Source organism: Mesorhizobium sp. B2-3-13 (genome assembly GCF_006442195.1).
GTDB classification, from domain to species: Bacteria; Pseudomonadota; Alphaproteobacteria; order Rhizobiales; family Rhizobiaceae; genus Mesorhizobium; species Mesorhizobium salmacidum.
The window spans coordinates 168,713-190,086 of the sequence record NZ_VFVQ01000003.1; the positions used below are offsets into that span (position 1 = coordinate 168,713).

Genomic DNA, 21,374 nt, shown 5'->3' on the forward strand with positions numbered 1-21,374 from the left:
GCGAAGGGGCAAGCGGAAAGAACAAAGGCCGAACATGCTCCTGACAAAACTGTGCGGAAACTGACCTGGACGTAACCTCCCGGTGATCACATTTTTTCCGTAACCGGCTATTGATGGTTGACGCGGCCAACTCACGGGAGCAGTCTTCGGAAGTCAGCGAAGCTGGCCGTCTTTCGATGGCCTCGCCGCCCCAAGGCGGCCTGCGAGACGCCGCAGGCATTTGCGATTTGCGCTTCGCCACGACGATGTCGCAACGGACACAGGAGCGGAGCATGACGCCACCGGATAGTCCCCCAGGGCTTCAGTTGTCACTGGAGCCGCGGCAGGCATAAGTGCCAGAGCAGGCGTTTGCGCCACCCGAACCGTGACCTGCCGTATTCGTCAAAATCAGAGACTATTGGTCGGATCGTCGGCTGAATGCCGCGAAGCATCCGAGATCAAACGCCGGCAGTACACTCCCGGCAAGCATGGATTAAGAATCCAACAAAAAGCCCCGTCCGTTTGCCCAAGGCACGGCGGGGCTGTTTTTGGGCGGGGCTTGAGTTCGCAGGCCTCCGACCTCGGCCTACCTTGGCGGCTTGATCCCGCCAACTCCGACATCGACCGTGATGCTGCCGGAAATCCTGACATCCGTATTGCCGATCTTGAACTGCCCATTGCCGCTGCTGGGGAACGCGTCGTCGGGTTCGGGCACCGGAGCCGGCTTGGCGATGCGATAGTCGCCGGCCACGCCGGGCAGGGCGCTCTTTTGCGCTGACGATGAAGCGTCGTCGGCAAGTGCCGAACTGGACGCAAGGCCGACGATTGCGAGCACCATGGCGCCGGTGACACGGTGCGATGTTCTGGGTCGATGAGTGTCGGTCATTCCTCTTTTATAGGGACCTGCCGCCACCGGAACCAGACCGATATCGTCAAATCTTCGACACCTAGCAGGATTTGATCTGGGGCTCTGCCTCACGCCGCTTTCTTGCGGGTGTCGAAAACATGGTCGACAATGCCCCATGCCTGGGCCTCGCGGGCAGTCATGAAATGGTCGCGGTCGAGCGTGCGTTCGACCTCTTCATAGCTGCGGCCGCAATGCTGGGCGTAGAGTTCGGTCATATGGCGTTTGGTCTGGCCGATGCGTTCGGCGTGCCGCTGGATGTCGGAAGCCTGGCCCTGGAAGCCGCCCAGCGGCTGATGCAGCAGGATGGTGGCGTTCGGCAGCGCGATGCGGCGCCCGGCCGAGCCTGCCATCAGCAGGAACGATCCCATCGATGCGGCAAAGCCCATGCACACGGTCGAGACCGGGCAGCTGATATATTGCATCGTGTCGTAGATGGCGAAGCCGCTGGTCACCATTCCGCCCGGCGAGTTGATGTAGAGCGAGATCTCCTTCTCGGGATTGTCCGATTCCAGCGACAAAAGCTGCGCGCAGACCAGCGCCGAGACGTCGTCGTTGATCTCGCCGTTGATGAAGACGATGCGCTCGCGCAGCAGTCGCGAAAAAATGTCGAAGGCACGTTCGCCGCGGCTCGATTGCTCGATCACCATCGGCACAAGGCTGGCAACACCACTCATTTCTCTTCTCCGATTTCCGTGTTCAGGCCGCGCGCGGCAGCAGAAGGCGTGGTGTGTTCGCGGCAATAGGCTTTCCGGCCCCGCGCAGCGAAAGCCGGCAGCCGGCCCCCGCCATCGCAACAGCGGGCATCGCCTTGCGGGCAAAGCCGTCATGGACGATGCGCAGATGCGTGCCGCCGGAAATGGTACGGGCGAGTGTGAAGGTGACGGTGCTGTCGAGCGGTTGCGCCGCATTGTCGGACTGCTCCCGCCAGGAATAGCGCAGCAGGCGCTCGGGCTCGGCGTCGAGGATCTCGCATTCGATCGGCGCGTCAGGCCCGGCGAAGGCAAAGCGGCTGCCGGTCCGCGGACTGATATCGTTCGGCATCATCCAGGCGGCGAGCAATTCCGGCACGGTCAGCGCCCGCCATACTTTTTCCGGCGGCTCGGCAAGGTCGTATTCGAATTCGAGCGCCTCTGGAGCGACCTGGGTTTGGTTTGCGTCTTTCATTGATCGCCCGTCTTTCATTGATCCATGTCCTTCAAAACGGCCTTCAGTTTTTCAATGCGTTCCGGCCAGAACGTCCGATAGCGTTCAATCCAGGAGAGCAGCGGGGCAAGCCCCTGCGGATCGGCGCGATAATAGGCGTTGCGGCCGGCCCGCCGCTCGACCACCAGGCCAGCGCCGCGCAACACTGCCAGATGCTGGGAGACGGCCGGCTGCGACACCGTGAGGCCGCTGCGCAGTTCCGACACGCTCATCTCGCTCGCCGCGAGACGCTCGAAGACGGCGCGGCGCGTCGGGTCGGCCAAGGCGCGGAAAATCTCTGCTTCGATCATGACGAAAGCATAAGTCGATACTTATCGATTTGGCAAGCACTGTTTTGAGACCCATATGCAGCGTTCGGGCATTGCTGCCATTCCTTGACAATTGGGGGCAGTGCATATAGGAACGAAAAGGGAACAAAAACCTTGTGGGAAAAGCCAGCCTTGGCAGGCGGCCAATATCGGCAGCCTGTAAGGTGCTGCGACAAAAATTTGTTTCGGATGAGCGCGGAGAAATATCATGGCGGGCAGCGTCAATAAGGTCATTCTGGTCGGCAATCTCGGGGCGGACCCTGAAATCCGCCGCCTGAATTCGGGCGAGCCGGTCGTCAACATCCGCATCGCCACCTCGGAAAGCTGGCGCGACAAGAATTCCGGCGAGCGCAAGGAAAAGACCGAGTGGCACAATGTCGTCATCTTCAATGAGGGCATTGCCAAGGTGGCCGAGCAATATCTGAAGAAGGGCATGAAGGTTTATGTCGAGGGCCAGTTGCAGACGCGCAAATGGCAGGACCAGACCGGTGCCGACAAATACACGACCGAAGTCGTGCTGCAGAAATTCCGTGGCGAACTGCAGATGCTCGACGCGCGCGGCCAAGGTGAGGGCGGTCAGGTCGGCGGCTACAGCGGTGGCGGCAGCAGCCGTGGTTCCGATTTCGGCCAGTCGAGCCCGAACGAAGGTTTTAGCCGTGGCGGCGATGGCGGCTCCAAAGGGGGCGGTGGCGGTGGCTCGTCGCGCGAGCTGGACGACGAGATACCGTTCTGATCGGAAGCCATACCAAACGGCGAATGCTTGTTGCTTGAGATGCCCCGAGGGTCCTGCACGGACTTTCGGGGTTTTGCATTGTTGATTTTGAGCCGACAGTCGGCGCGATCAACGACTGAAAGGACGGAGCGATGAAGGCACGTGTCAAATGGGTCGAGGAGCGCACCTTTGTCGGCGAATCCGGCAGCGGCCACAAGGTCGTGATGGGCACGGCGTCCAGCCTGGAAGGCAAGACGCCGGGACCGAGCCCGATGGAGCTGGTGCTGATCGGCACCGGCGGCTGCTCGGCCTATGACGTCGTGCACATCCTCGAGAGGGGGCGCGAGGCCGTCGATGATTGCGTGGTCGAGCTCGATTCCGACCGCTCCGAGGCCGATCCCAAAGTGTTCACCCGCATCCATATGCATTTCATCGTCAAGGGCCGGGCGCTGTCCAGCGACAAGGTCAAGCGGGCAATCGACCTTTCGATCGAAAAATACTGCTCGGCCTCCGCCATGCTGGCCAAGACCGCGACGATTACCCACGACTTTGAAGTCATCGATACGACCTCGAAATAAGCGGCCTACGAGACCATCAGCGCCTTGATGCCATCTGCCACGAACTGCACGGCCAGTGCCGCCAGGATAACCCCGAGCAGGCGGGTCAGGATCGAGCGGCCGGTCTGGCCGAGGATGCGGTCGATGCGTTCCGACAGCACGAACACCAGATAGGTTATGACGAGGCAGACGAAAATGATGCCGACCAGGGCCGCCTGCGCGGCAAAGCCCTGAAACGAGCCGGAGAGCAGCACCGTCGCTGAAATCGCGCCAGGCCCGGCGATCAGTGGGATCGCCAGCGGGAAGGCGGCGATGTTGTGGATCATGTCCTTGGTGATGGCGACGTCGCCGATCTTCTCCTTGCGGTCCTGCCGGCGCTCGAAGACCATTTCGAAGGCGATGAAGAACAGCAGGAACCCGCCGGCGACGCGGAACGCCGGCAGGGTGATGCCGAACACCGACAGGATAGAGGCGCCGGCCAGCGCAAACAACGCCATCACCAGAAAACCGATGATCGAGGCACGGACGGAAACTTGGCTGCGCTCCTCGCGATTCATGCCGCGTGTGACGGCCAGGAACAGAGGCGCCAGGCCGGGCGGATCGATGGTCACGAGAATGGTGACGAAGGCATTGAACAGGCTGTCGAAACTCGGCATCGCTGACCCTCCCACCGGGCCAGGCCCGTACCCGCATTGGTAGTGCAAAGCCCGGTCGGTGGGAACTGTCAGGACTGCGAAACTACAGCTCTCGACGGTTAGCCGGCAGTGCCGCAATAGGCCTCCAGGCGATAGCCGTCCGGATCGACGACGAAGGCCGCGTAGTAGTTCTCGCCATAGTCGGCGCGCAGGCCCGGCGCGCCATTGTCGCTACCGCCTTCGCGCAACGCTCCGGCATGAAAGGCATCGACGCTATCCCGTGTCGGCGCCGCGAAGCAGAAATGCAGGCCGGATTTTTCGTCCGCCGGCACCGGCCGCGCCGCCTCATTGACCCATAGCGCGACACCCAGGGCGCCATAGCCGAGCGAACCCGGCGATTGGCTGACGCAAGTGAAGCCGAGCGGCATTAGCGCGGCATCGTAGAAACGTTTGGAGGCGGTGACGTCGCGAACGCCGATCGAGATATGATTGAACATCGTTTTCTCCATTCTTACAATGCTTTGCGGTGTCAACTTCTTGCTGATCGGTGCGCCAGGAATTCCACCTCGGGCCGCCATGTCGCACCATCGTCCTGTGAACGTTCGCCGAGCCATCGGAAGGAATTTTCGGTGATCCGCGAAAAGCTCCAGCGCACCGAGGAGCCGGTGTCATCAGCGCCGACCTGCACGATGGTGTCGCCTTCGGCGCGGCCGAGCTGGCGGCTGAAATACTGGTTGCGCGGGTCGCTCCAGAAAATGTGCCAGGCGTCGACGCGGGGGTCATAGACCCGCAGCGTCGTGCCATAAAAAGTCCATTTGCCGAGCGACGGCGAGGAACCGGCGTCACGCGCGGGCAGGATCCAGACATCCTGGATCGCCCGGCCTTCCAGAACCCAGCCGAAATGCACCTCGCCACGTCCGGTCAGCACCGTGCCGTCCTCGAGATGGCGCGAGGCGTCAAACGTCCAGGCACCGACGAAGCGGCCATAAAGGTTCAGTTTTTCGGCGAGACCTTCCATCGGTCCGGGACTGTGCAAGGCTTCGGCAAATGAGGATTGGTCGAACACGGCAGCGGCCTCTTCTTGTCAGGAGATCGCCAAGAGTAAGTGCTGGCAGGGTTCTGGGCTTGGGAAAAATTGCTATATTTTGGCCATGACGGCGACCGCGGATACCCTTGCATCCGGACCCGGTTGGCACGTGGCGGATGTAATCTGCACGGCCAGCGCCGGCGATCGGCCATTCGAGGAAGCGCATCGGGATTTCTGCGTTGCAGCCGTCACCAGCGGCTCGTTCCGCTACCGCGCGCAGCAAGGCACGGCAGTGCTCGCGCCAGGCAGCCTCCTGCTCGGCAATTCCGGCACATGCTACGAATGCGGGCACGAGCACGGCAATGGCGACCGTTGCCTCTCCTTCCATTTCGGGTCGGCCTATATGGACCGGATCGTGGCCGACGTGCCGGGCGCCAGGACGCTCAGCTTCGCGGCGCCACGCCTGCCGCCGTTACAGGCCTTGGCGCCGCTGCTGGCCGAGGCGGAAGCCGCGCGCGACATGGCCGACACGGACGCATTCGAGGAACTCGCCCTGCGCGTCGCGGGTGCCGCCGTGGCAACGCTCTCCGGCGACACGCATGCCGGGTGCGATCCAAGCCGCCGCGACCAGAAAAGGGTTGCCGAGGCGGTGCGGCGGATCGAACTGGATGCCGACGGGCCGATCTCGCTTCCGGCGTTGGCGGATGAGACCGCGACCAGTCCCTATCATTTCCTGCGCATCTTCCGGCAGGTCGCCGGCATGACGCCCTATCAGTACCTGCTCAGGACCCGGTTGCATCGCGCGGCGGTGCGATTGCGCACGTCCAACGATGCCATCTCGGCAATTGCTTTCGAGGCCGGCTTCAACGATCTGTCGACGTTCAATCGCCGGTTTCGGCGTGTCATGGGCGAGACGCCGGGCCGCTATCGCGCCAGGCGCGCGGGCCGCGGCTGAAAAATCGCGTCACACCCGCGGCATCAGTCCATGATCGGCCAGCATGGCGAGGCCGCCGGCAAACAGTGGCGTGACCGTCGAATCCGCGCTCGCCGAAAGGTGGCGATTGGCGCCGAACAGGGCAAACGCCACCGAACCGGCGACAAAGGCGAAAAAGCCGAGCTCTGGAGCAAAACCGCCGAGCCTGGCTGTCGCCATCTGTTCGGGAATAGCGATCGCGGCCAGTGTCGCCCGCGATCAGGTCACCATTGAGATCCCGGGCCTGCCAGCCGCTCAGCGCCCGGAAAGGCGGCCATAGGCTCCAATTCATGGTGATCGCGGCTTTTGCTTGGGGAGTTGGTCCATTGCCGGCTTTTGCCTTGGCGGCGGCGAAAAGCATAATGGCCATATCGTCGCAATTAGCGGTATCCTTTTGAAATTACCACCGAAAATGACACTGGAAAAGTGCCGTGAACGTTGGAGTTTCGGCCGTGCTTCCTATATAAGCGGGCAGTGATTCCTAATTAGATTGTGATACGATTTGACCGACCAAAAGACACCGCGCGGCGCCGACGGCGGGCCTACCGGCATTGAACCCATCTCCATCATCGAGGAGATGCAGAGTTCTTATCTCTCTTACGCCATGAGCGTGATCGTCAGCCGTGCGTTGCCCGATGTGCGCGATGGCCTGAAGCCGGTGCACCGCCGCATTCTCTATGCTGCGCATGAGAGCGGCTACCACTGGAACCGCAAATATGTGAAATCGGCGCGTCCGGTAGCCGACGTGATGGGTAAATACCATCCGCATGGCGATGCCTCGATCTATGACGCCTTGGTGCGCATGGCGCAGGATTGGTCGCTGCGCGTGCCGCTGATCGACGGGCAAGGCAATTTCGGCTCGATCGATGGCGATCCGCCGGCGGCGATGCGCTATACCGAATCGCGCCTGACCAAGGTCGCGCACGAGCTTCTGGAGGATATCGACAAGGACACGGTCGATTTCCAGGACACTTATGATGCTTCGGACACCGAGCCGAAGGTTCTGCCGGCGCGCTTTCCCAATCTGCTGGTCAACGGCTCGGGCGGTATTGCCGTCGGCATGGCCACCAACATCCCACCGCACAATCTCGGTGAAGTCTGCAACGCCGCCATTGCCGTCATCGACAATCCGGCGATCGACCTGCCGGCGCTGATGGAGATCATTCCAGGCCCCGATTTCCCGACCGGCGGCATCGTGCTTGGCCGCTCCGGCATCTATAGCGCCTATTCCACCGGCCGCGGCTCCATCGTCATGCGCGGCAAGGTCAACATCGAACAGCGCGGCAACGACCGCGAATCGATCATCATCACCGAGGTTCCCTACCAGGTGAACAAGGCCTCGATGATCGAGAAGATGGCCGAACTGGTGCGCGACAAGCGCGTCGAGGGCATTTCGGACATCCGCGACGAAAGCGACCGTCAGGGTTATCGCGTCGTTATCGAGCTCAAGCGCGACGCCGTTGCCGACGTTGTCCTCAACCAGCTCTACCGGTTCACGCCGTTGCAGACGTCCTTCGGCGCCAACATGGTGGCGCTAAACGGCGGCAAGCCGGAGCTGCTGAACCTGATCGACATGCTGACGGCCTTCGTCACCTTCCGCGAGGAGGTGATCAGCCGGCGGACAAAGTTCCTGCTCCGCAAGGCGCGCGACCGCGCCCATGTGCTGGTTGGTCTGGCCATCGCCGTTGCCAACATCGATGAAGTGATCAAGCTTATACGTACCGCGCCGGATCCGCAGACGGCGCGCGAGCAGTTGATGGAGCGGCGCTGGCCTTCGGGTGACGTTGAATCGCTGATCCTTCTGATCGACGATCCGCGCCACCGCATCAACGAGGACGGCACCTACAATCTGTCCGAGGAACAGGCGCGCGCCATCCTCGAACTGCGCCTGCAGCGCCTGACCGCGCTCGGCCGCGACGAAATCGCCGATGAGTTGAACACGATCGGCGACGAGATCAAGGACTACCTCGACATCCTGTCGTCTCGCGCGCGTATCCAGCAGATCGTCAAGGACGAACTCGCCGCCGTGCGCGACGAGTTCGGCACGCCACGCCGCACCGAGCTCACTGACGGCGGCGCGGACATGGAAGACGAGGACCTGATCCAGCGCGAGGACATGGTCGTGACGGTGAGCCATTCCGGCTACATCAAGCGCGTGCCGCTTTCGCTGTACCGGGCGCAGCGCCGCGGTGGCAAGGGCCGCTCCGGCATGTCGACCAAGGAAGAGGATTTCGTCACCCGGCTGTTCGTCGCCAACACGCACACGCCGGTGCTGTTCTTCTCCTCGCGCGGCATCGTCTACAAGGAAAAGGTCTGGCGCCTGCCGATCGGCAACCCACAGTCACGCGGCAAGGCACTGATCAATATGCTGCCGCTGGAGCAGGGCGAGCGCATCACCACGATCATGCCGCTGCCCGAGGACGAGACGAGCTGGGGCGAACTCGACGTGATGTTCGCCACCACGCGCGGCACCGTGCGCCGCAACAAACTGTCCGATTTCGTACAGGTCAACCGCAACGGCAAGATCGCCATGAAGCTGGAGGAGGAGGGCGACGAAATCCTCGGCGTCGAGACCTGCACCGATAATGACGACGTGCTTCTGACGGCGAATTCGGGTCAGTGCATTCGCTTCTCGGTCGGCGACGTGCGCGTCTTCCAGAGCCGGAACTCCGTCGGCGTGCGCGGCATAACTATGGCCGCGACCGACCGCATCATCTCCATGTCGGTGATAGAGCATGTCGATGCTTCACCGGCGGAACGCGCCGCTTACCTCAAGCGGGCGGCGTCGGAGCGGCGGCTTGCCGCCGAGACGGCTGGAGAGGAAGAAGAGATCGCGCTCACCAATGAGGAGATCGGCGAGGAGACCGAGCTTCCAGACGATCGCTACGAATTCCTCAAGGCGCACGAGCAGTACGTGCTGACGGTGACCGAATATGGTTACGGCAAGCGTTCGTCGTCCTATGATTTCCGCCTGACTGGTCGTGGCGGCAAGGGCATCCGCGCCACCGACGTCTCGAAAGCAACCGAAATCGGCCAGTTGGTGGCAACCTTCCCGGTCGGCAACGACGATCAGATCATGCTGGTGTCGGACGGCGGCACCGTCATTCGGGTGCCAGTCAACGGCATCCGTTTCGCCAGCCGCGCCACCAAGGGCGTGACCATCTTCAACACGGCTGAAGGTGAAAAGGTGGTTTCGGTCGAGCGGATTTCGGAGCCGCAATCGGACGAGGAAACGGAAGAGGCCGTGGGCGCGGAGTCGGACAGCGGTCCGGATAGCGCCGAATAGTCCCTGGAGCAGGCTTGACATACGCCGGCCGATGGGCGGCGTGGCAGCAAGTCGGGACTGACTTAGTAGTGACGATATGGCTTGCGCGAGCCAAAGCCTTCGAAGCGCTTGGTGGTTGCCTTGACGCGGATGCGCTGTGCCTCCTGGTGCAGCCCGAATACTGTGGCGATCAGCATGGCGACGGCCATCGCGGTGGCGAGCATGTAGATCAGCATGTGCGTGTTCTCCTGCGCCTTACAAACGGATATATGGGACTTTGGTTTCATCTTATTAAGGGTGGAACCTAGTGAACGCTGCGTGAAGGCTGCGTGATCAGCGTATTCATCTGTCGTTCATGTGCCGGAAAAGGTTCACGGGCCACCTGCCAATCGGATTTGCCTTTGTGAGAGAGGCTCGCTAGAAGCTCCCGCATGACCGAACGCATCGCCCTTTATGCCGGCTCCTTCGACCCGCTGACCAACGGCCATCTCGATGTGCTGAAAGCGTCGCTGGCGGTTGCCGACATCGTTTATGCCGCGATCGGCATTCATCCGGGCAAGAAGCCGCTGTTTTCCTTCGAAGAGCGGGTGCGGTTGATCGAAGCCGCCACGAAAGCCGAATTCGGCCGCGACGGCGCCCGCATCAAAGTGGTCGCTTTCGATGGGCTGGTGATCGATGCCGCCAGACGAGAAGGCGCCTCGATCATGATCCGCGGTCTGCGCGACGGCACCGATCTCGACTACGAGATGCAGATGGCCGGCATGAACGAAACCATGGCGCCTGAGTTGCAGACGGTTTTCCTGCCCGCCAGCCCATCGGTGCGCACCATTACCGCCACACTTGTGCGCCAGATAGCCTCGATGGGTGGCGACATCCGCCCCTTCGTGCCGGCGGCCGTGGCCGGTGCGCTCACCGCAAAATTCGCGAAATAAGCCCGGAGAAAATCCTCATGCAGCTCAAAAGGCTCGCCTCATTCTTTGTTGTGCTCGCCGGTCTCTTGACCGCGTCCGTTTCCGCCCATGCCGCCGATCCGGAAAACACCATGATCATCACCCTGAAAGATGGCGACGTGACTGTCGCCCTGCGCCCCGACCTGGCGCCCAAGCATGTCGCACAGATCAAGAAGCTGGTGCGCGATCATGCCTATGACAATGTTGCTTTTCATCGTGTCATCGACGGCTTCATGGCGCAGACCGGCGACGTCAAGTTCGGCAACATGAACAAGGGTTTCAATGCCCAGGCCGTCGGCACCGGCGGCTCGGACCTGCCCGACCTGCCGGCCGAATTCTCGCAGACCGAGCATTACAAGCGTGGCGTGGTCGGCATGGCCCGTTCGCAGGATCCGAACTCCGCCAATTCGCAGTTCTTCATCATGTTCGCACCGGCACCGCCGCTCGATGGCCAGTACACAATCATCGGCAATGTCGTCAGCGGCATGGAGCTGGTGGACAAGATCAAGAAGGGCGACGAGGCGGACAATGGCACGGTCACCGATCCCGACCGCATGATCAAAGTGCGCATCGCCGCCGACAAATAATTCAATTTTTCAAAAGGATATCTGACATGGCCGAGATCAAGGACCGCGAGAACGCGCTCATCATGGAAACGACCAAGGGCAAGGTCGTCATCGAACTGTTTCCCGATTTGGCCCCCGGCCATGTCGCCCGCATCAAGGAACTGGCCCGCGAAGGCGCCTATGACGGCGTCGTCTTCCATCGCGTCATCGAAGGCTTCATGGCGCAGACCGGCGACGTCAAGTTCGGCAATTCGAGCAAGCCTTCGTTTGCGCCATCGCGCGCCGGCATGGGCGGCTCTGAAAAGCCTGACCTGAAGGCTGAATTCTCCAACGCGAACCACGGCCGCGGCACCTGCTCGATGGCCCGTTCGCAGAACCCGAACTCGGCCAACTCGCAGTTCTTCATCTGCTTCGACGATGCCGCGTTCCTCAACCGCCAGTACACGGTCTGGGGCCAGGTCATCGAAGGCATGGACAATATCGACAAGATCAAGCGCGGCGAGCCGGTGCAGGATCCCGACAAGATCGTGTCGCTGAAGGTCGCGGCCGACGTCAAGTAAGGCGAACGACAATGATGGGCGTCGTCTGGTCGCTTCTCGGCATCCTGTCCGGCGCCTTCATTGCCATTCAGGCGCCGATCAATTCGCAGCTTGCGCGCGGCCTGGGTCTCCCGGTCGCGGCCGCCGCGTTTTCGTTCCTGTCGGGTGCGATCGTACTCGGCATCATCTCCGTCACGGTGGTGAAGCTGCAAGAGATTTCGCTCGACTGGAAGGCGCCGGCACCCTGGTTGTTCGTCGCCGGCGGCATGCTCGGCGGCTTCTACGTCACGCTTTCAACTATCCTGACGCCGCGCATTGGTGCGGCCGCCCTGATGGCGTTCCTGGTGGCCGGTCAGTTGATCGCCGGCATGCTCATCGACCGCGTCGGCTTCCTTGGTGTCGCTGTGCGCGAAATCTCGCTCGGCCGGATCGCCGGCGCCGTGCTTCTGCTGGCCGGAGCGCTGCTCGTTCGGCTGTACTGATGCGCGTCGACCTCTTCGATTTCGACCTGCCGGAGGAGCGCATCGCGCTTCGCCCGGCAGAGCCGCGCGACAGCGCCAAAATGCTCGTCATCGAGCCGGGCAAGGGGCTGGAGGACCGCACGGTTGGCGATCTGCCGTCCTTGCTCCGCACCGGCGACGTGCTGGTCTTCAACGACACCAAGGTCATTCCAGCGCAGCTGAAAGGGATCAGGCGACGCGGCGAGGCGGTGGCGCAGGTCGAGGCCACGCTGCACATGCGCAAGGCTCCAGACCGTTGGCTGGCGTTCATGCGGCCGGGAAAGCGCATCGCCGCCGGCGACCGCATCCATTTCGGCCATGACGGCAATTCCTGTTTCCTCGGCCAGCTCGATGCCACGGTGATCGAGAAGGGCGAGGGCGGCGAAGCGCTGCTCGGCTTTGACCTATCCGGTCCCTTCCTCGACGAGGCGCTGCACGCGGTCGGCCACATTCCGCTGCCGCCCTACATCGCCTCGAAGCGCGATGACGACGAGCGCGACCGTGCCGACTACCAGACCATCTATGCCCGGGAAGAAGGTGCCGTTGCCGCGCCTACCGCTGGCCTGCATTTCACGCCGGAGCTTTTTGCGGCGCTGGACGCCAAGGGGGTCGAGCGCCGCTTCGTCACCTTACATGTGGGCGCCGGTACGTTCCTTCCTGTGAAGGCGGACGACACCGCCGACCACAAAATGCATGCCGAGATCGGCTCGGTCAGCCCGGCGACCGCCGATGCGCTCAACGCCGCGAAGGCAAGGGGCGGGCGCATCATCGCCGTGGGTACGACTTCGCTGCGCCTGCTCGAGAGCGCGGCGCGTGAAGACGGCACGCTGGCGCCATGGTCAGGCCCGACCGACATCTTCATCACGCCCGGCTACCGCTTTCGCACCGCCGACATGCTGATGACCAATTTCCATCTGCCGCGCTCGACGCTGTTCATGCTGGTTTCGGCCTTCAGCGGCCTCGACACGATGCGTGCCGCCTATGCGCATGCCATAACGAATCGCTACAGGTTCTACTCCTATGGCGACGCAAGCCTGCTTTACCGAGCGGAGGTGAGCGATGGACGATGATCTGCAAACCCTCGATCGCGAAAGCCTGATCGCGGAAGTGAAAAAGCTGCGCGCCGGCATTCGCGCACACCGCGACACCACAGGGCACGATCTGTGCTGGCATCACCCCGATCTGTGGGACCTGCTGCCTGAGAAGACCGAGCCGTCGATCGCTGTGCCCCCCTGGCCCAAATTCATGCGCGGCTGCATCCGATATCGCCAATCGCTCGACAGGCAGGCGCCGGATGCGCCGGTCCACGACAAGGAATTCAATGGCTGAGACGTTCACCTTCAAGGTGCTGGCGACCGATGGCAAGGCGCGGCGCGGCTTGATCGACATGCCGCGCGGCGAAATCCGCACACCGGCCTTCATGCCGGTCGGCACCGGTGGCACGGTCAAGGCCATGTACATGGACCAGGTGCGCGGCGTCGGCGCCGACATCATCCTTGGCAACACCTATCACCTGATGCTGCGGCCCGGGGCCGAGCGCGTGGCGCGGCTCGGCGGTCTGCACGAATTCGCCCGCTGGCCGCACCCGATCCTGACCGACAGCGGCGGATTCCAGGTGATGTCTCTGTCGAAGCTGAGGAAGCTGACCGAGAAAGGCGTCACCTTCCGTTCGCACATCGATGGCGCGGCTTATGAAATGTCACCGGAGCGCTCCATAGAAATTCAAGGATTGCTCGATTCCGACATCCAGATGCAGCTCGACGAATGCACGGCGCTGCCCGCCGAGATGAAAGAGATCGAGCGCGCCATGGAATTGTCGCTACGCTGGGCGGAGCGCTGCAAGGCGGCGTTCGGCGACCAGCCGGGCAAGGCGATGTTCGGCATCGTGCAGGGTGGTGACAACGCGGCGCTCAGGGTGCGCTCGGCGCAGGCGCTGAGCGCGATGGACCTGAAGGGCTATGCTGTCGGCGGCCTGGCTGTCGGCGAGCCGCAAGCAGTGATGCTCGACATGCTCGACATCACGTGCCCGGAACTGCCCGACAACAAGCCGCGCTATCTCATGGGCGTGGGAACGCCGGACGATATCCTGAAATCGGTGGCGCGCGGCATCGACATGTTCGACTGCGTGATGCCGACGAGGGCCGGCCGGCATGGTCTTGCCTATACCAGGCGCGGCAAGGTCAATCTGCGCAACGCCCGCCACGCCGACGATCCGCGCCCGCTCGACGACGAGAGCGATTGCCCCGCGGCGCGCGACTATTCGCGCGCCTATCTGCACCATCTGGTGCGCTCGCAGGAGGCGCTCGGGGCGATGCTGCTGACCTGGAACAACCTTTCCTATTACCAGAAGCTGATGCAGGACATCCGGGCCGCGATCGAGGCGGGCAGCTTCGAGGCACGCGGCGCCGATATCAGCGAAGGCTGGGCGAGAGGCGACATCCCGGCGTTGTAACGCACCGACGCTGCAGCGTTCAGGTGCTCAGCGAGTTCGAGGCGCGCAGGCTGCAGCCGGTGATCTGGAAGGTGCCGTCGGGCTGTTGCTGCAGCGTGTAGACCGCCTCGTAGTCCTTGCCGTCGGGGCCGACGATCAGCACGTGCTGGACGATCGAACCCGAGCCGGTCTCCTCGAACTTGCCGAAGGAATAGGACTGCGGCTTGCGCACCGGTGGGTAGCCGTTGGTCACCATGTTCATGAAGGCATCGACGGTCGGGAAGACCTGCTTCACGTTCGGGGCGGCGAAGCTATAGGCCTTGGCGCCGTCATTGGCGATGAGGGCCTTCAATTGACCGTCGATGACGGCCTGGCCAGCCTTGATCTCGGCGTCGCCGGCAAACGCTTGGGAAGCCAGCATGAGCGAAACGAACGCGAATGCGAAAAAGCCGCGGCGCATGGCCTGTCTCCACCGTCCCTCGAGAAGCCGCCTCCAGCAAAAGCTGTTCCGGGAGGCATTCTAACATACGGGTGGCGGCGCTTCACGGTTTCAGCGGGCGGCAATATTCGTCCCGCCGCGGCGAATTCCTACGCGTAAGCTTCCTTTAGGGCGGGGCTCTCATCGTGGACCCTGAGGGAGAGAGCATGCTGCGCGAGGCCGCGGCCAAGGCAGGCGCCGGCTAAGTGCGCATTCCAACGCTTGAAAGGCCGCCTCCAGTCTGCCAGAAGGGCCGCTGGACCTGGAAGTTAGCGGGACGAAGCCATGAAGGCGTTTTTCGTGCAGATCAAATGCGAGCTGGGCAAATCCTATGAGGTTGCCAGCGCGCTTGCCGACGCCGAGATCGCCTCGGAAATCTACTCCACCGCCGGCAATTACGATCTGCTCGCCAAATTCTATGTCGACGATGAGGAAGACGTCGGCCATTTCGTCAACGAGAAGGTGCAGGTTCTTCCCGGTATCAAGGACACGTTCACCGTCGTCACCTTCCGCGCCTTCTAGCAGCGCGGGGCATTTGCCCGGGCATGAGGCAGAGCCTGATCAAGCTCATATTTCAGCTGCCTCAATTTTAGGCAGCCGCAACATACTGATCGTCCGGATCTCCCAAATCACCGATTGCGCTTGATTTTCTCCAACGACGCCAGTGAAATGGCGTCACAGGGGAGTATGCGATTGGCAGCGTTCGATGAAATGCTTCCGGAGGTTTCCGGACTTAGACGACCGTATTCGGCTTACGATCGCTGGCTGAAGGAGCAGGATCCAGCCAGACTTACCGAAAAGATGCAGGACGCCGAACGCGTCTTCCGCAAGACCGGCATCACGTTTGCCGTTTATGGCGAGCAGGAAGCATCCGAGCGGCTGATCCCGTTCGATATCGTTCCCCGCATCATTTCAGGCAATGAGTGGCGTCGCCTGACGCAAGGCATCGAGCAGCGCGTACAGGCGCTGAACGCCTTCCTCGACGACATCTACCATCGCCAGGAAATCCTTCGCGCCGGCCGCGTTCCCAGGGACCTGATCGCCAGGAACGAGGCATTCCTGCCGGAAATGATCGGCGTGCGGCCGCCGGCCGGAGTCTATACCCACATCATCGGCGTCGACATCGTGCGTATCAGCGAGGACGAGTTCTATGTGCTGGAGGACAATGCGCGCACGCCGTCCGGTGTCTCCTACATGCTGGAGAACCGCGAAACGATGATGCAACTGTTCCCCGAGCTGTTCCAGAAGATCAAGGTGCGGCCAGTGGAGAATTATCCGCAGTTGTTGCGCCAGTCGCTGGCGGCGGTGCGGCCGCAGAACACCAAGGGTGCGCCGACCATCGCGGTGCTGACGCCCGGCAGTTTCAATTCCGCCTATTTCGAACACGCCTTCCTTGCCGACCAGATGGGTGTGCAGCTGGTGGAGGGGCAGGATCTGCGCGTCGTCGATGGACATGTCGCGATGCGCACGACCGAAGGCTACAAGCAGATCGACGTTCTTTACCGCCGCGTGGATGATTCTTTCCTGGACCCGCTGACCTTCAGGCCGGATTCAGCTCTCGGCATACCCGGCATCATGGATGTATATCGCGCCGGTAACATCACCATCGCCAACGCACCGGGAACCGGTATCGCCGACGACAAGGCGATCTATTCCTATATGCCCGAGATCGTCGAATTCTACACCGGCCGCAAGGCAATCCTCGGCAACATCCCGACCTGGCGCTGTTCGGAGCCGGACAGCCTGAAATATGTGCTCGAGCATATCCACGAGTTGGTGATCAAGGAAGTGCATGGTTCGGGTGGCTACGGCATGCTGGTCGGACCGGCCGCGACCAAGAAGGAATGTCAGGATTTTGCCAAGAAGCTGCAAGCCAAACCGTCTAATTACATCGCCCAGCCGACGCTCGCGCTCTCGACCTGTCCGATCCTGACTGAAAAGGGCCTGGCGCCGCGCCACGTCGATCTCAGGCCCTATGTGCTGGTGTCCGATCGCATCCAGATCGTGCCCGGTGGGCTGACGCGCGTTGCGCTGAAGGAAGGCTCGCTGGTGGTGAATTCCTCTCAGGGCGGCGGGACAAAAGACACTTGGGTGCTGGATGACTGAGCTGAGCGGGGGGACGCAGCGATCATGAAACCCATTCTTCCCTACTCCCTACTCCCTATTCGCTATTCGCTCGATATCAAGGCAAGCTGACATGCTTCTCGGCCGTACCGCGAACGGACTTTATTGGATGAACCGCTATATCGAGCGGGCCGAAAACATGGCGCGGCTGGTCGACGCCGGGCTGCGTATGGCGCTCACTCGCACCCAGAGCGCGTCGGAGGAGTGGAATTCGGTGCTGCTCAGCGCCGGCTCCGACGTCGCCTTCAAGCAGAAATACCCGGACTATACGGCGGCCAATGTCTCCGACTTCCTTTTGCGCGACACGTCGAACCCATCGAGCACGATGTCGTCGATCGAGACTGCCCGCAACAATGCGCGCATGGTGCGCACCGCGCTGACGCGCGAGACGTGGGAGAGCATCAACGAAGCCTGGATGGCGCTGAAACGGATGCTAGCGAGGCCGATCGACGAGCGCGACCTGCCCACCGTGCTCGATGCGATCAAGCGCGAGACCGCACTGATCCGCGGCTCGTTCTACGGCACCATGCTGCGCAACGAGATTTTCGACTTTTCGCAGCTCGGCACCTATGTCGAGCGCGCCGACAACACCGCCCGCATCCTTGACGTGAAATACTACGTGCTGCTGCCATCGATCTCCTGGGTCGGCTCGACGCTCGACAACTATCAGTGGGAATCGATCCTGCGCTCGGTGTCGGCGCATCGCTCCTATCGCTGGGTCTACGACGCCGACTACAAGCCGACCAATATCGCGGACTACCTGATCCTCAACGTCCGCATGCCGCGATCGCTGACCTTCTGCTACCGTTTCCTGGCAGAGCATCTGAAATTTCTCTCCGACGACTATGGCGAGCGCCATGCGTGTCACGCAACGGCGGAAAAAACGCAGGCGATGCTGAGGGCAGGGTCGATCAAGGACATATTCGACGCCGGCCTGCATGAGTTCCTGGCCGGGTTCATCCGCGACAACACCAGGCTCGGCGACGAGATCGCGCAAGACTACAGGTTTTATTGAAACATGATCCCGAACCGAAGGACCGCGTCAGCGAAAGGTGGGTACCGGCTTTCGCCAGGGATCATGCACTCGAACGGAAGATGGCCATGCGGCTGAAAATCACGCACCGGACAGAATACCGCTACGACGCACCGGTGCAGTATTTGCTCCAGAGGCTACGGCTGCTTCCCATGAGCGGGCCGACCCAGACCGTGCTGTCCTGGGCGCTGAAGGTCGAGGGCGCGCGCGAGGAAGTGCGATTTACCGACCATTACGGCAACGATAGCAGGCTGCTGAGCGTCGAGGGTGATCACGACTTCATCACAGTCGAAGCGTTGGGCGAGGTGGTGACGCGCGATACATCAGGTGTCAGCGGGCCGCATCAAGGCTTCGCGCCACTCTGGTTGTTCGCGCAGGAGACCGCTTTGACCACCATAGGCGGCGGCATCCGTGATCTTGCCGAGGCGCTCGGCAAGGGCACCGACCTTGACAGGCTGCACCGGCTGATGGCCGCCATCGGCGAGCGCGTCGCCTACACGCCGGGAACCACCAATGCGACGACTCCGGCCGAAGAGGCCTTGATGCTGAAGACCGGGGTTTGCCAGGATCATAGCCACATCTTTGCCGCCGCCGCACGCGCCATGGGATTTCCGGCCCGCTATGTCAGCGGCTATCTGATGATGGATGCGGCGGTGAAGCAGGCGGCGAGCCACGCCTGGGCCGAAGCCCATGTCGCGGGCCTCGGCTGGGTTGCCTTCGATCCCGCCAATGGTATTTCTCCCGACGAACGCTATGTGAAGGTGGCCACCGGCCGCGATTACCGTGACGCTTCGCCGGTGTCGGGAATTCGACTGGGACAGGCGGAAGAACTGCTTGCGGTCACCGTCACGGTAGAGCAGTAATCCCCCAGGGATTACTGCCTCAAGAGATTCCATGACCTATTGCGTCGGCCTCAAGATCGATCGCGGGCTCGTGTTCATGTCGGACACGCGCACCAATGCCGGGATGGATTCTATCTCGACCTTCAAGAAGATGCACGTCTGGGAGCAGCCGGGCGAGCGCGTCATCGTTTTGATGTCGGCCGGCAATCTGGCGACGACGCAGGCCGTGGTCAGCCTGCTCGACGAACGCACCAAGGCGGTGACCGACCGCCACGAGAAGCTGCTCGAAACGCCATCCATGTACCAGACGGTGCGGCTGGTCGGCGACACGGTCAAGGAAGTGATCGCGCAATCGTCACCAGCGGGCGAGAAAGCCGATTCCTATTTCAATGCCTCCTTCATCCTCGGTGGGCAGATCAAGGGCAGCCCGCCGCGCCTGTTCATGATCTATCCCGAAGGCAATTTCATCGAATCGACTGACGACACGCCGTTCTTTCAGATCGGGGAAACCAAATACGGCAAGCCGATCATCATCCGCGCTTACGAAAAGACGATGAGCCTCGCCGAGACGGTGAAACTGCTGCTGGTGTCGTTCGATTCGACGCTGAAGTCGAACCTGTCGGTCGGCCTGCCGCTCGACCTGCTTTTCCTGGAACAGGGTGCCTTTCAGGTTGGTCTGAAAAAGCGGATCGCCCAGGACGACCAGTATTACCGCACGATCTCCGACGGATGGTCGAATGCCCTGAAGACGGCGTTCGCCAGCCTGCCGGATTTTCCTGGCTAGTCCGCATATCTCGCCGTTCGCAAAAGCCGGCGCGTCACCGGCGGCGAAAGATCATGTCGGGAGGACAAGATGAACAATGATGATTTCCGGCAATGGTCGCAACGTGCCGCTGATTGGGGCGCCGACTATCGCAACAATCTGCGTGAGCGGCCGGTGCGGCCGCTGGTCGAGCCGGGCGACATTTTCAGGAGCATAGAGGCGTCGCCGCCCGAAGACGCGGAGCCGATGGACAGGATTTTCGCCGACTTCGAAGAGAAGATCGTGCCGGGGATGACGCATTGGCAGCACCCGCGCTTCTTCGCCTATTTTCCGGCCAACGCTGCGCCCGTCTCGGTGGTGGCTGAATACCTGGTGTCGGCGATGGCCGCGCAATGCATGCTTTGGCAGACGTCGCCGGCGGCGACCGAACTTGAAACGCGGACCGTCGACTGGATGCGCCAGGCGCTCGGCCTGCCGGAGGGTTTCTCCGGCGTCATCCAGGATTCGGCCTCGTCGGCGACACTCAACGCGGTTTTGACCATGCGCGAGCGGGCGCTGGACTGGCAAGGCAAAAAAAAAGGATTGGCCGGGCAGGGGCGGTTGCGCATCTATTCCTCCGACCAGGTGCACACTTCGATCGATCGGGCGATCTGGGTGTCAGGGATAGGCGAGGACAATCTCGTGCGCATTCCGGTCGCCGGCCGTTTTCGCGCCATGGAAGCGGCCGCACTCGAAGCGGCAATCGTCGCCGATCGCGAGGCCGGCATGCTGCCCGCCGGCATCATCGCCAGCGTCGGCGGCACCAGCACCGGCGGCACGGACGATATTGCAGCGGTTGCGGAGATTGCCAGGCGGCACGGGCTCTACCTGCATGTCGATGCCGCCTGGGCCGGGTCGGCGATGATCTGCCCGGAATTTCGCCATTTCTGGGCCGGCGCCGAGTTGGCTGATTCCATCGTCTTCAACCCCCACAAATGGCTGGGCGCGCAGTTCGATTGCTCGATGCAGTTCATCCGGCAGCCGGAAGACGTGATTCGTACACTGGCCATCAAGCCCGAATTTCTCAAGACACATGGCCGCGACGGCATCATCAACTACTCCGAATGGTCGGTGCCGCTTGGTCGGCGCTTCCGGGCGCTGAAAGTTTGGTTTCTGCTGCGCGCCCATGGACTGGAAAACCTGCGAACCATGATCCGCAACCATGTCGCCTGGAGCGAAGGCCTTGCGCTGCGTCTGGCAAGGGAGCCGGATTTCGAAATCGTGAGCGAGCCGATGCTGTCGCTGTTTTCATTCTGGCACAAGGCTGCAGCGGGCGCCGATGCCGACGAGCACAATCTGCGGCTGGTCAATGCGATCAACGACGATGGCCGCATCTACCTGACGCAAACGAAAGTCGATGGGAGGGTGGCGATCCGCTTCCAGGTCGGTCAGTTCGATGCCACGGCAGAGGACGTCGACGCCGCTTTCACCGTCATCACCGAAATAGCGCGTGCCATGGCCTGAAAAGGCTGGGTCAAGGTCGCGCCGAGGTTCACCCGTACAATCATCGGATTTCGTTAGCCGGCTTGCACCTTTTCATCGG

General features: G+C 62.0%; 26 protein-coding genes and 1 pseudogene. 17 read left to right on the top strand and 10 right to left on the bottom strand.

Translation table 11 applies throughout. The annotated features are described in order from the left end of the window. Positions 1-565: 565 nt before the first annotated feature. From FJ941_RS05435 to FJ941_RS05450, 4 genes are all read right to left on the bottom strand, one after another. Positions 566-817 carry a hypothetical protein gene (locus FJ941_RS05435; RefSeq protein WP_140503962.1) on the bottom strand — a complete coding sequence of 84 codons (252 nt, stop codon included), beginning with the start codon at positions 815-817 and terminating at the stop codon, positions 566-568. Positions 818-954: 137 nt separating this feature from the next. Beyond that, positions 955-1,560, bottom strand: coding sequence for an ATP-dependent Clp protease proteolytic subunit (locus FJ941_RS05440; protein ID WP_140503719.1), 606 nt, complete (start codon positions 1,558-1,560; stop codon positions 955-957). 22 nt (positions 1,561-1,582) lie between these two features. Beyond that, the gene (locus FJ941_RS05445; RefSeq protein ID WP_140503722.1) at positions 1,583-2,050 is read right to left on the bottom strand and encodes an SRPBCC domain-containing protein; all 468 of its coding nucleotides are present in this window, start codon (positions 2,048-2,050) and stop codon (positions 1,583-1,585) included. 14 nt (positions 2,051-2,064) lie between these two features. Continuing rightward, complete coding sequence (locus FJ941_RS05450; protein WP_140503724.1) at positions 2,065-2,379, bottom strand: metalloregulator ArsR/SmtB family transcription factor; 315 nt, start codon at positions 2,377-2,379, stop codon at positions 2,065-2,067. A 226-nt stretch (positions 2,380-2,605) separates the two neighbouring features. Between FJ941_RS05450 and FJ941_RS05455 the strand changes: the two genes are divergently transcribed. Together FJ941_RS05455 and FJ941_RS05460 are read left to right on the top strand one after the other, a co-directional pair. Continuing rightward, positions 2,606-3,130, top strand: coding sequence for a single-stranded DNA-binding protein (locus tag FJ941_RS05455; protein ID WP_140503726.1), 525 nt, complete (start codon positions 2,606-2,608; stop codon positions 3,128-3,130). A gap of 131 nt (positions 3,131-3,261) precedes the next feature. Further along, complete coding sequence (locus tag FJ941_RS05460; RefSeq protein ID WP_140503728.1) at positions 3,262-3,687, top strand: OsmC family protein; 426 nt, start codon at positions 3,262-3,264, stop codon at positions 3,685-3,687. A gap of 5 nt (positions 3,688-3,692) precedes the next feature. On the opposite strand, the gene FJ941_RS05465 is transcribed toward FJ941_RS05460, so the two are convergent. The 3 genes from FJ941_RS05465 to FJ941_RS05475 all read right to left on the bottom strand — a co-directional run bounded on the left by FJ941_RS05465 (position 3,693) and on the right by FJ941_RS05475 (position 5,367). After that, complete coding sequence (locus FJ941_RS05465) at positions 3,693-4,322, bottom strand: MarC family protein (protein WP_140503730.1); 630 nt, start codon at positions 4,320-4,322, stop codon at positions 3,693-3,695. 98 nt (positions 4,323-4,420) lie between these two features. Next, positions 4,421-4,798: a VOC family protein gene (locus FJ941_RS05470; protein WP_140503732.1), complete on the bottom strand. Its 378-nt coding sequence runs from the start codon at positions 4,796-4,798 to the stop codon at positions 4,421-4,423. A gap of 32 nt (positions 4,799-4,830) precedes the next feature. Further along, on the bottom strand, positions 4,831-5,367 hold the full coding sequence (locus FJ941_RS05475) for a hypothetical protein (protein WP_140503734.1): 537 nt from the start codon (positions 5,365-5,367) through the stop codon (positions 4,831-4,833). 85 nt (positions 5,368-5,452) lie between these two features. On the opposite strand from FJ941_RS05475, the gene FJ941_RS05480 reads away from it, so the two are divergent. Next, positions 5,453-6,283: an AraC family transcriptional regulator gene (locus FJ941_RS05480; protein WP_140503736.1), complete on the top strand. Its 831-nt coding sequence runs from the start codon at positions 5,453-5,455 to the stop codon at positions 6,281-6,283. A gap of 36 nt (positions 6,284-6,319) precedes the next feature. Here FJ941_RS05480 and FJ941_RS05485 read toward each other — a convergent pair. Next, positions 6,320-6,593 (bottom strand): annotated as a pseudogene (locus tag FJ941_RS05485) (SulP family inorganic anion transporter); the annotation flags it as partial. Between the two features lie 210 nt (positions 6,594-6,803). Here FJ941_RS05485 and gyrA point away from each other — a divergent pair. Beyond that, positions 6,804-9,587: a DNA gyrase subunit A gene (gyrA, locus tag FJ941_RS05490; RefSeq protein WP_140503738.1), complete on the top strand. Its 2,784-nt coding sequence runs from the start codon at positions 6,804-6,806 to the stop codon at positions 9,585-9,587. A 62-nt stretch (positions 9,588-9,649) separates the two neighbouring features. Here gyrA and FJ941_RS05495 read toward each other — a convergent pair whose 3' ends face one another. After that, complete coding sequence (locus FJ941_RS05495; RefSeq protein ID WP_140503740.1) at positions 9,650-9,802, bottom strand: hypothetical protein; 153 nt, start codon at positions 9,800-9,802, stop codon at positions 9,650-9,652. A 195-nt stretch (positions 9,803-9,997) separates the two neighbouring features. On the opposite strand from FJ941_RS05495, the gene coaD reads away from it, so the two are divergent. From coaD to tgt, 7 genes are read left to right on the top strand one after another with little or no spacing between them, the layout of a single operon-like run. Continuing rightward, positions 9,998-10,498, top strand: coding sequence for a pantetheine-phosphate adenylyltransferase (coaD, locus tag FJ941_RS05500; protein WP_027144953.1), 501 nt, complete (start codon positions 9,998-10,000; stop codon positions 10,496-10,498). A 17-nt stretch (positions 10,499-10,515) separates the two neighbouring features. Further along, a complete protein-coding gene (locus FJ941_RS05505; RefSeq protein ID WP_140503741.1) occupies positions 10,516-11,103 on the top strand; it encodes a peptidylprolyl isomerase in 588 nt (195 codons plus the stop codon). Between the two features lie 26 nt (positions 11,104-11,129). Beyond that, complete coding sequence (locus tag FJ941_RS05510) at positions 11,130-11,642, top strand: peptidylprolyl isomerase (protein WP_140503743.1); 513 nt, start codon at positions 11,130-11,132, stop codon at positions 11,640-11,642. 11 nt (positions 11,643-11,653) lie between these two features. Continuing rightward, a complete protein-coding gene (locus FJ941_RS05515) occupies positions 11,654-12,103 on the top strand; it encodes a DMT family transporter (protein ID WP_140503745.1) in 450 nt (149 codons plus the stop codon). Next, entirely contained in the window at positions 12,103-13,191 is a 1,089-nt protein-coding gene (gene queA, locus FJ941_RS05520; RefSeq protein WP_140503747.1) for a tRNA preQ1(34) S-adenosylmethionine ribosyltransferase-isomerase QueA, read from the top strand. Before FJ941_RS05515 ends, queA begins: the two co-directional genes overlap by 1 nt. After that, positions 13,181-13,450 carry a hypothetical protein gene (locus FJ941_RS05525; protein WP_027144957.1) on the top strand — a complete coding sequence of 90 codons (270 nt, stop codon included), beginning with the start codon at positions 13,181-13,183 and terminating at the stop codon, positions 13,448-13,450. Before queA ends, FJ941_RS05525 begins: the two co-directional genes overlap by 11 nt. Beyond that, on the top strand, positions 13,443-14,573 hold the full coding sequence (tgt, locus tag FJ941_RS05530; protein ID WP_140503749.1) for a tRNA guanosine(34) transglycosylase Tgt: 1,131 nt from the start codon (positions 13,443-13,445) through the stop codon (positions 14,571-14,573). The genes FJ941_RS05525 and tgt overlap by 8 nt, the downstream gene beginning before the upstream one ends. 19 nt (positions 14,574-14,592) lie before the next feature. On the opposite strand, the gene FJ941_RS05535 is transcribed toward tgt, so the two are convergent. Continuing rightward, positions 14,593-15,012, bottom strand: coding sequence for a DUF4864 domain-containing protein (locus FJ941_RS05535; protein WP_140503751.1), 420 nt, complete (start codon positions 15,010-15,012; stop codon positions 14,593-14,595). Positions 15,013-15,315: 303 nt separating this feature from the next. On the opposite strand from FJ941_RS05535, the gene FJ941_RS05540 reads away from it, so the two are divergent. From FJ941_RS05540 to FJ941_RS05565, 6 genes are all read left to right on the top strand, one after another. After that, complete coding sequence (locus tag FJ941_RS05540) at positions 15,316-15,552, top strand: Lrp/AsnC family transcriptional regulator (protein WP_091574954.1); 237 nt, start codon at positions 15,316-15,318, stop codon at positions 15,550-15,552. A 171-nt stretch (positions 15,553-15,723) separates the two neighbouring features. Then, on the top strand, positions 15,724-17,136 hold the full coding sequence (locus tag FJ941_RS05545; RefSeq protein ID WP_181166272.1) for a circularly permuted type 2 ATP-grasp protein: 1,413 nt from the start codon (positions 15,724-15,726) through the stop codon (positions 17,134-17,136). 91 nt (positions 17,137-17,227) lie between these two features. Beyond that, the gene (locus FJ941_RS05550) at positions 17,228-18,169 is read left to right on the top strand and encodes an alpha-E domain-containing protein (RefSeq protein WP_140503757.1); all 942 of its coding nucleotides are present in this window, start codon (positions 17,228-17,230) and stop codon (positions 18,167-18,169) included. An 86-nt stretch (positions 18,170-18,255) separates the two neighbouring features. Continuing rightward, the gene (locus tag FJ941_RS05555) at positions 18,256-19,050 is read left to right on the top strand and encodes a transglutaminase family protein (RefSeq protein ID WP_140503759.1); all 795 of its coding nucleotides are present in this window, start codon (positions 18,256-18,258) and stop codon (positions 19,048-19,050) included. Positions 19,051-19,081: 31 nt separating this feature from the next. Next, entirely contained in the window at positions 19,082-19,813 is a 732-nt protein-coding gene (locus FJ941_RS05560; protein WP_027144963.1) for a peptidase, read from the top strand. Positions 19,814-19,882: 69 nt separating this feature from the next. Further along, on the top strand, positions 19,883-21,295 hold the full coding sequence (locus FJ941_RS05565) for an aspartate aminotransferase family protein (RefSeq protein WP_140503761.1): 1,413 nt from the start codon (positions 19,883-19,885) through the stop codon (positions 21,293-21,295). Positions 21,296-21,374: the final 79 nt, after the last annotated feature.

Bases quoted from the DNA above. Each gene is read 5' to 3' on its own strand.
- FJ941_RS05435 (WP_140503962.1), bottom strand. From the start codon at position 817: ATGGTGCTCGCAATCGTCGGCCTTGCGTCCAGTTCGGCACTTGCCGAC.
- FJ941_RS05440 (WP_140503719.1), bottom strand. From the start codon at position 1,560: ATGAGTGGTGTTGCCAGCCTTGTGCCGATGGTGATCGAGCAATCGAGC.
- FJ941_RS05445 (WP_140503722.1), bottom strand. From the start codon at position 2,050: ATGAAAGACGCAAACCAAACCCAGGTCGCTCCAGAGGCGCTCGAATTC.
- FJ941_RS05450 (WP_140503724.1), bottom strand. From the start codon at position 2,379: ATGATCGAAGCAGAGATTTTCCGCGCCTTGGCCGACCCGACGCGCCGC.
- FJ941_RS05455 (WP_140503726.1), top strand. From the start codon at position 2,606: ATGGCGGGCAGCGTCAATAAGGTCATTCTGGTCGGCAATCTCGGGGCG.
- FJ941_RS05460 (WP_140503728.1), top strand. From the start codon at position 3,262: ATGAAGGCACGTGTCAAATGGGTCGAGGAGCGCACCTTTGTCGGCGAA.
- FJ941_RS05465 (WP_140503730.1), bottom strand. From the start codon at position 4,322: ATGCCGAGTTTCGACAGCCTGTTCAATGCCTTCGTCACCATTCTCGTG.
- FJ941_RS05470 (WP_140503732.1), bottom strand. From the start codon at position 4,798: ATGTTCAATCATATCTCGATCGGCGTTCGCGACGTCACCGCCTCCAAA.
- FJ941_RS05480 (WP_140503736.1), top strand. From the start codon at position 5,453: ATGACGGCGACCGCGGATACCCTTGCATCCGGACCCGGTTGGCACGTG.
- FJ941_RS05495 (WP_140503740.1), bottom strand. From the start codon at position 9,802: ATGCTGATCTACATGCTCGCCACCGCGATGGCCGTCGCCATGCTGATC.
- coaD (WP_027144953.1), top strand. From the start codon at position 9,998: ATGACCGAACGCATCGCCCTTTATGCCGGCTCCTTCGACCCGCTGACC.
- FJ941_RS05505 (WP_140503741.1), top strand. From the start codon at position 10,516: ATGCAGCTCAAAAGGCTCGCCTCATTCTTTGTTGTGCTCGCCGGTCTC.
- FJ941_RS05510 (WP_140503743.1), top strand. From the start codon at position 11,130: ATGGCCGAGATCAAGGACCGCGAGAACGCGCTCATCATGGAAACGACC.
- FJ941_RS05515 (WP_140503745.1), top strand. From the start codon at position 11,654: ATGATGGGCGTCGTCTGGTCGCTTCTCGGCATCCTGTCCGGCGCCTTC.
- queA (WP_140503747.1), top strand. From the start codon at position 12,103: ATGCGCGTCGACCTCTTCGATTTCGACCTGCCGGAGGAGCGCATCGCG.
- FJ941_RS05525 (WP_027144957.1), top strand. From the start codon at position 13,181: ATGGACGATGATCTGCAAACCCTCGATCGCGAAAGCCTGATCGCGGAA.
- tgt (WP_140503749.1), top strand. From the start codon at position 13,443: ATGGCTGAGACGTTCACCTTCAAGGTGCTGGCGACCGATGGCAAGGCG.
- FJ941_RS05535 (WP_140503751.1), bottom strand. From the start codon at position 15,012: ATGCGCCGCGGCTTTTTCGCATTCGCGTTCGTTTCGCTCATGCTGGCT.
- FJ941_RS05540 (WP_091574954.1), top strand. From the start codon at position 15,316: ATGAAGGCGTTTTTCGTGCAGATCAAATGCGAGCTGGGCAAATCCTAT.
- FJ941_RS05550 (WP_140503757.1), top strand. From the start codon at position 17,228: ATGCTTCTCGGCCGTACCGCGAACGGACTTTATTGGATGAACCGCTAT.
- FJ941_RS05555 (WP_140503759.1), top strand. From the start codon at position 18,256: ATGCGGCTGAAAATCACGCACCGGACAGAATACCGCTACGACGCACCG.
- FJ941_RS05560 (WP_027144963.1), top strand. From the start codon at position 19,082: ATGACCTATTGCGTCGGCCTCAAGATCGATCGCGGGCTCGTGTTCATG.
- FJ941_RS05565 (WP_140503761.1), top strand. From the start codon at position 19,883: ATGAACAATGATGATTTCCGGCAATGGTCGCAACGTGCCGCTGATTGG.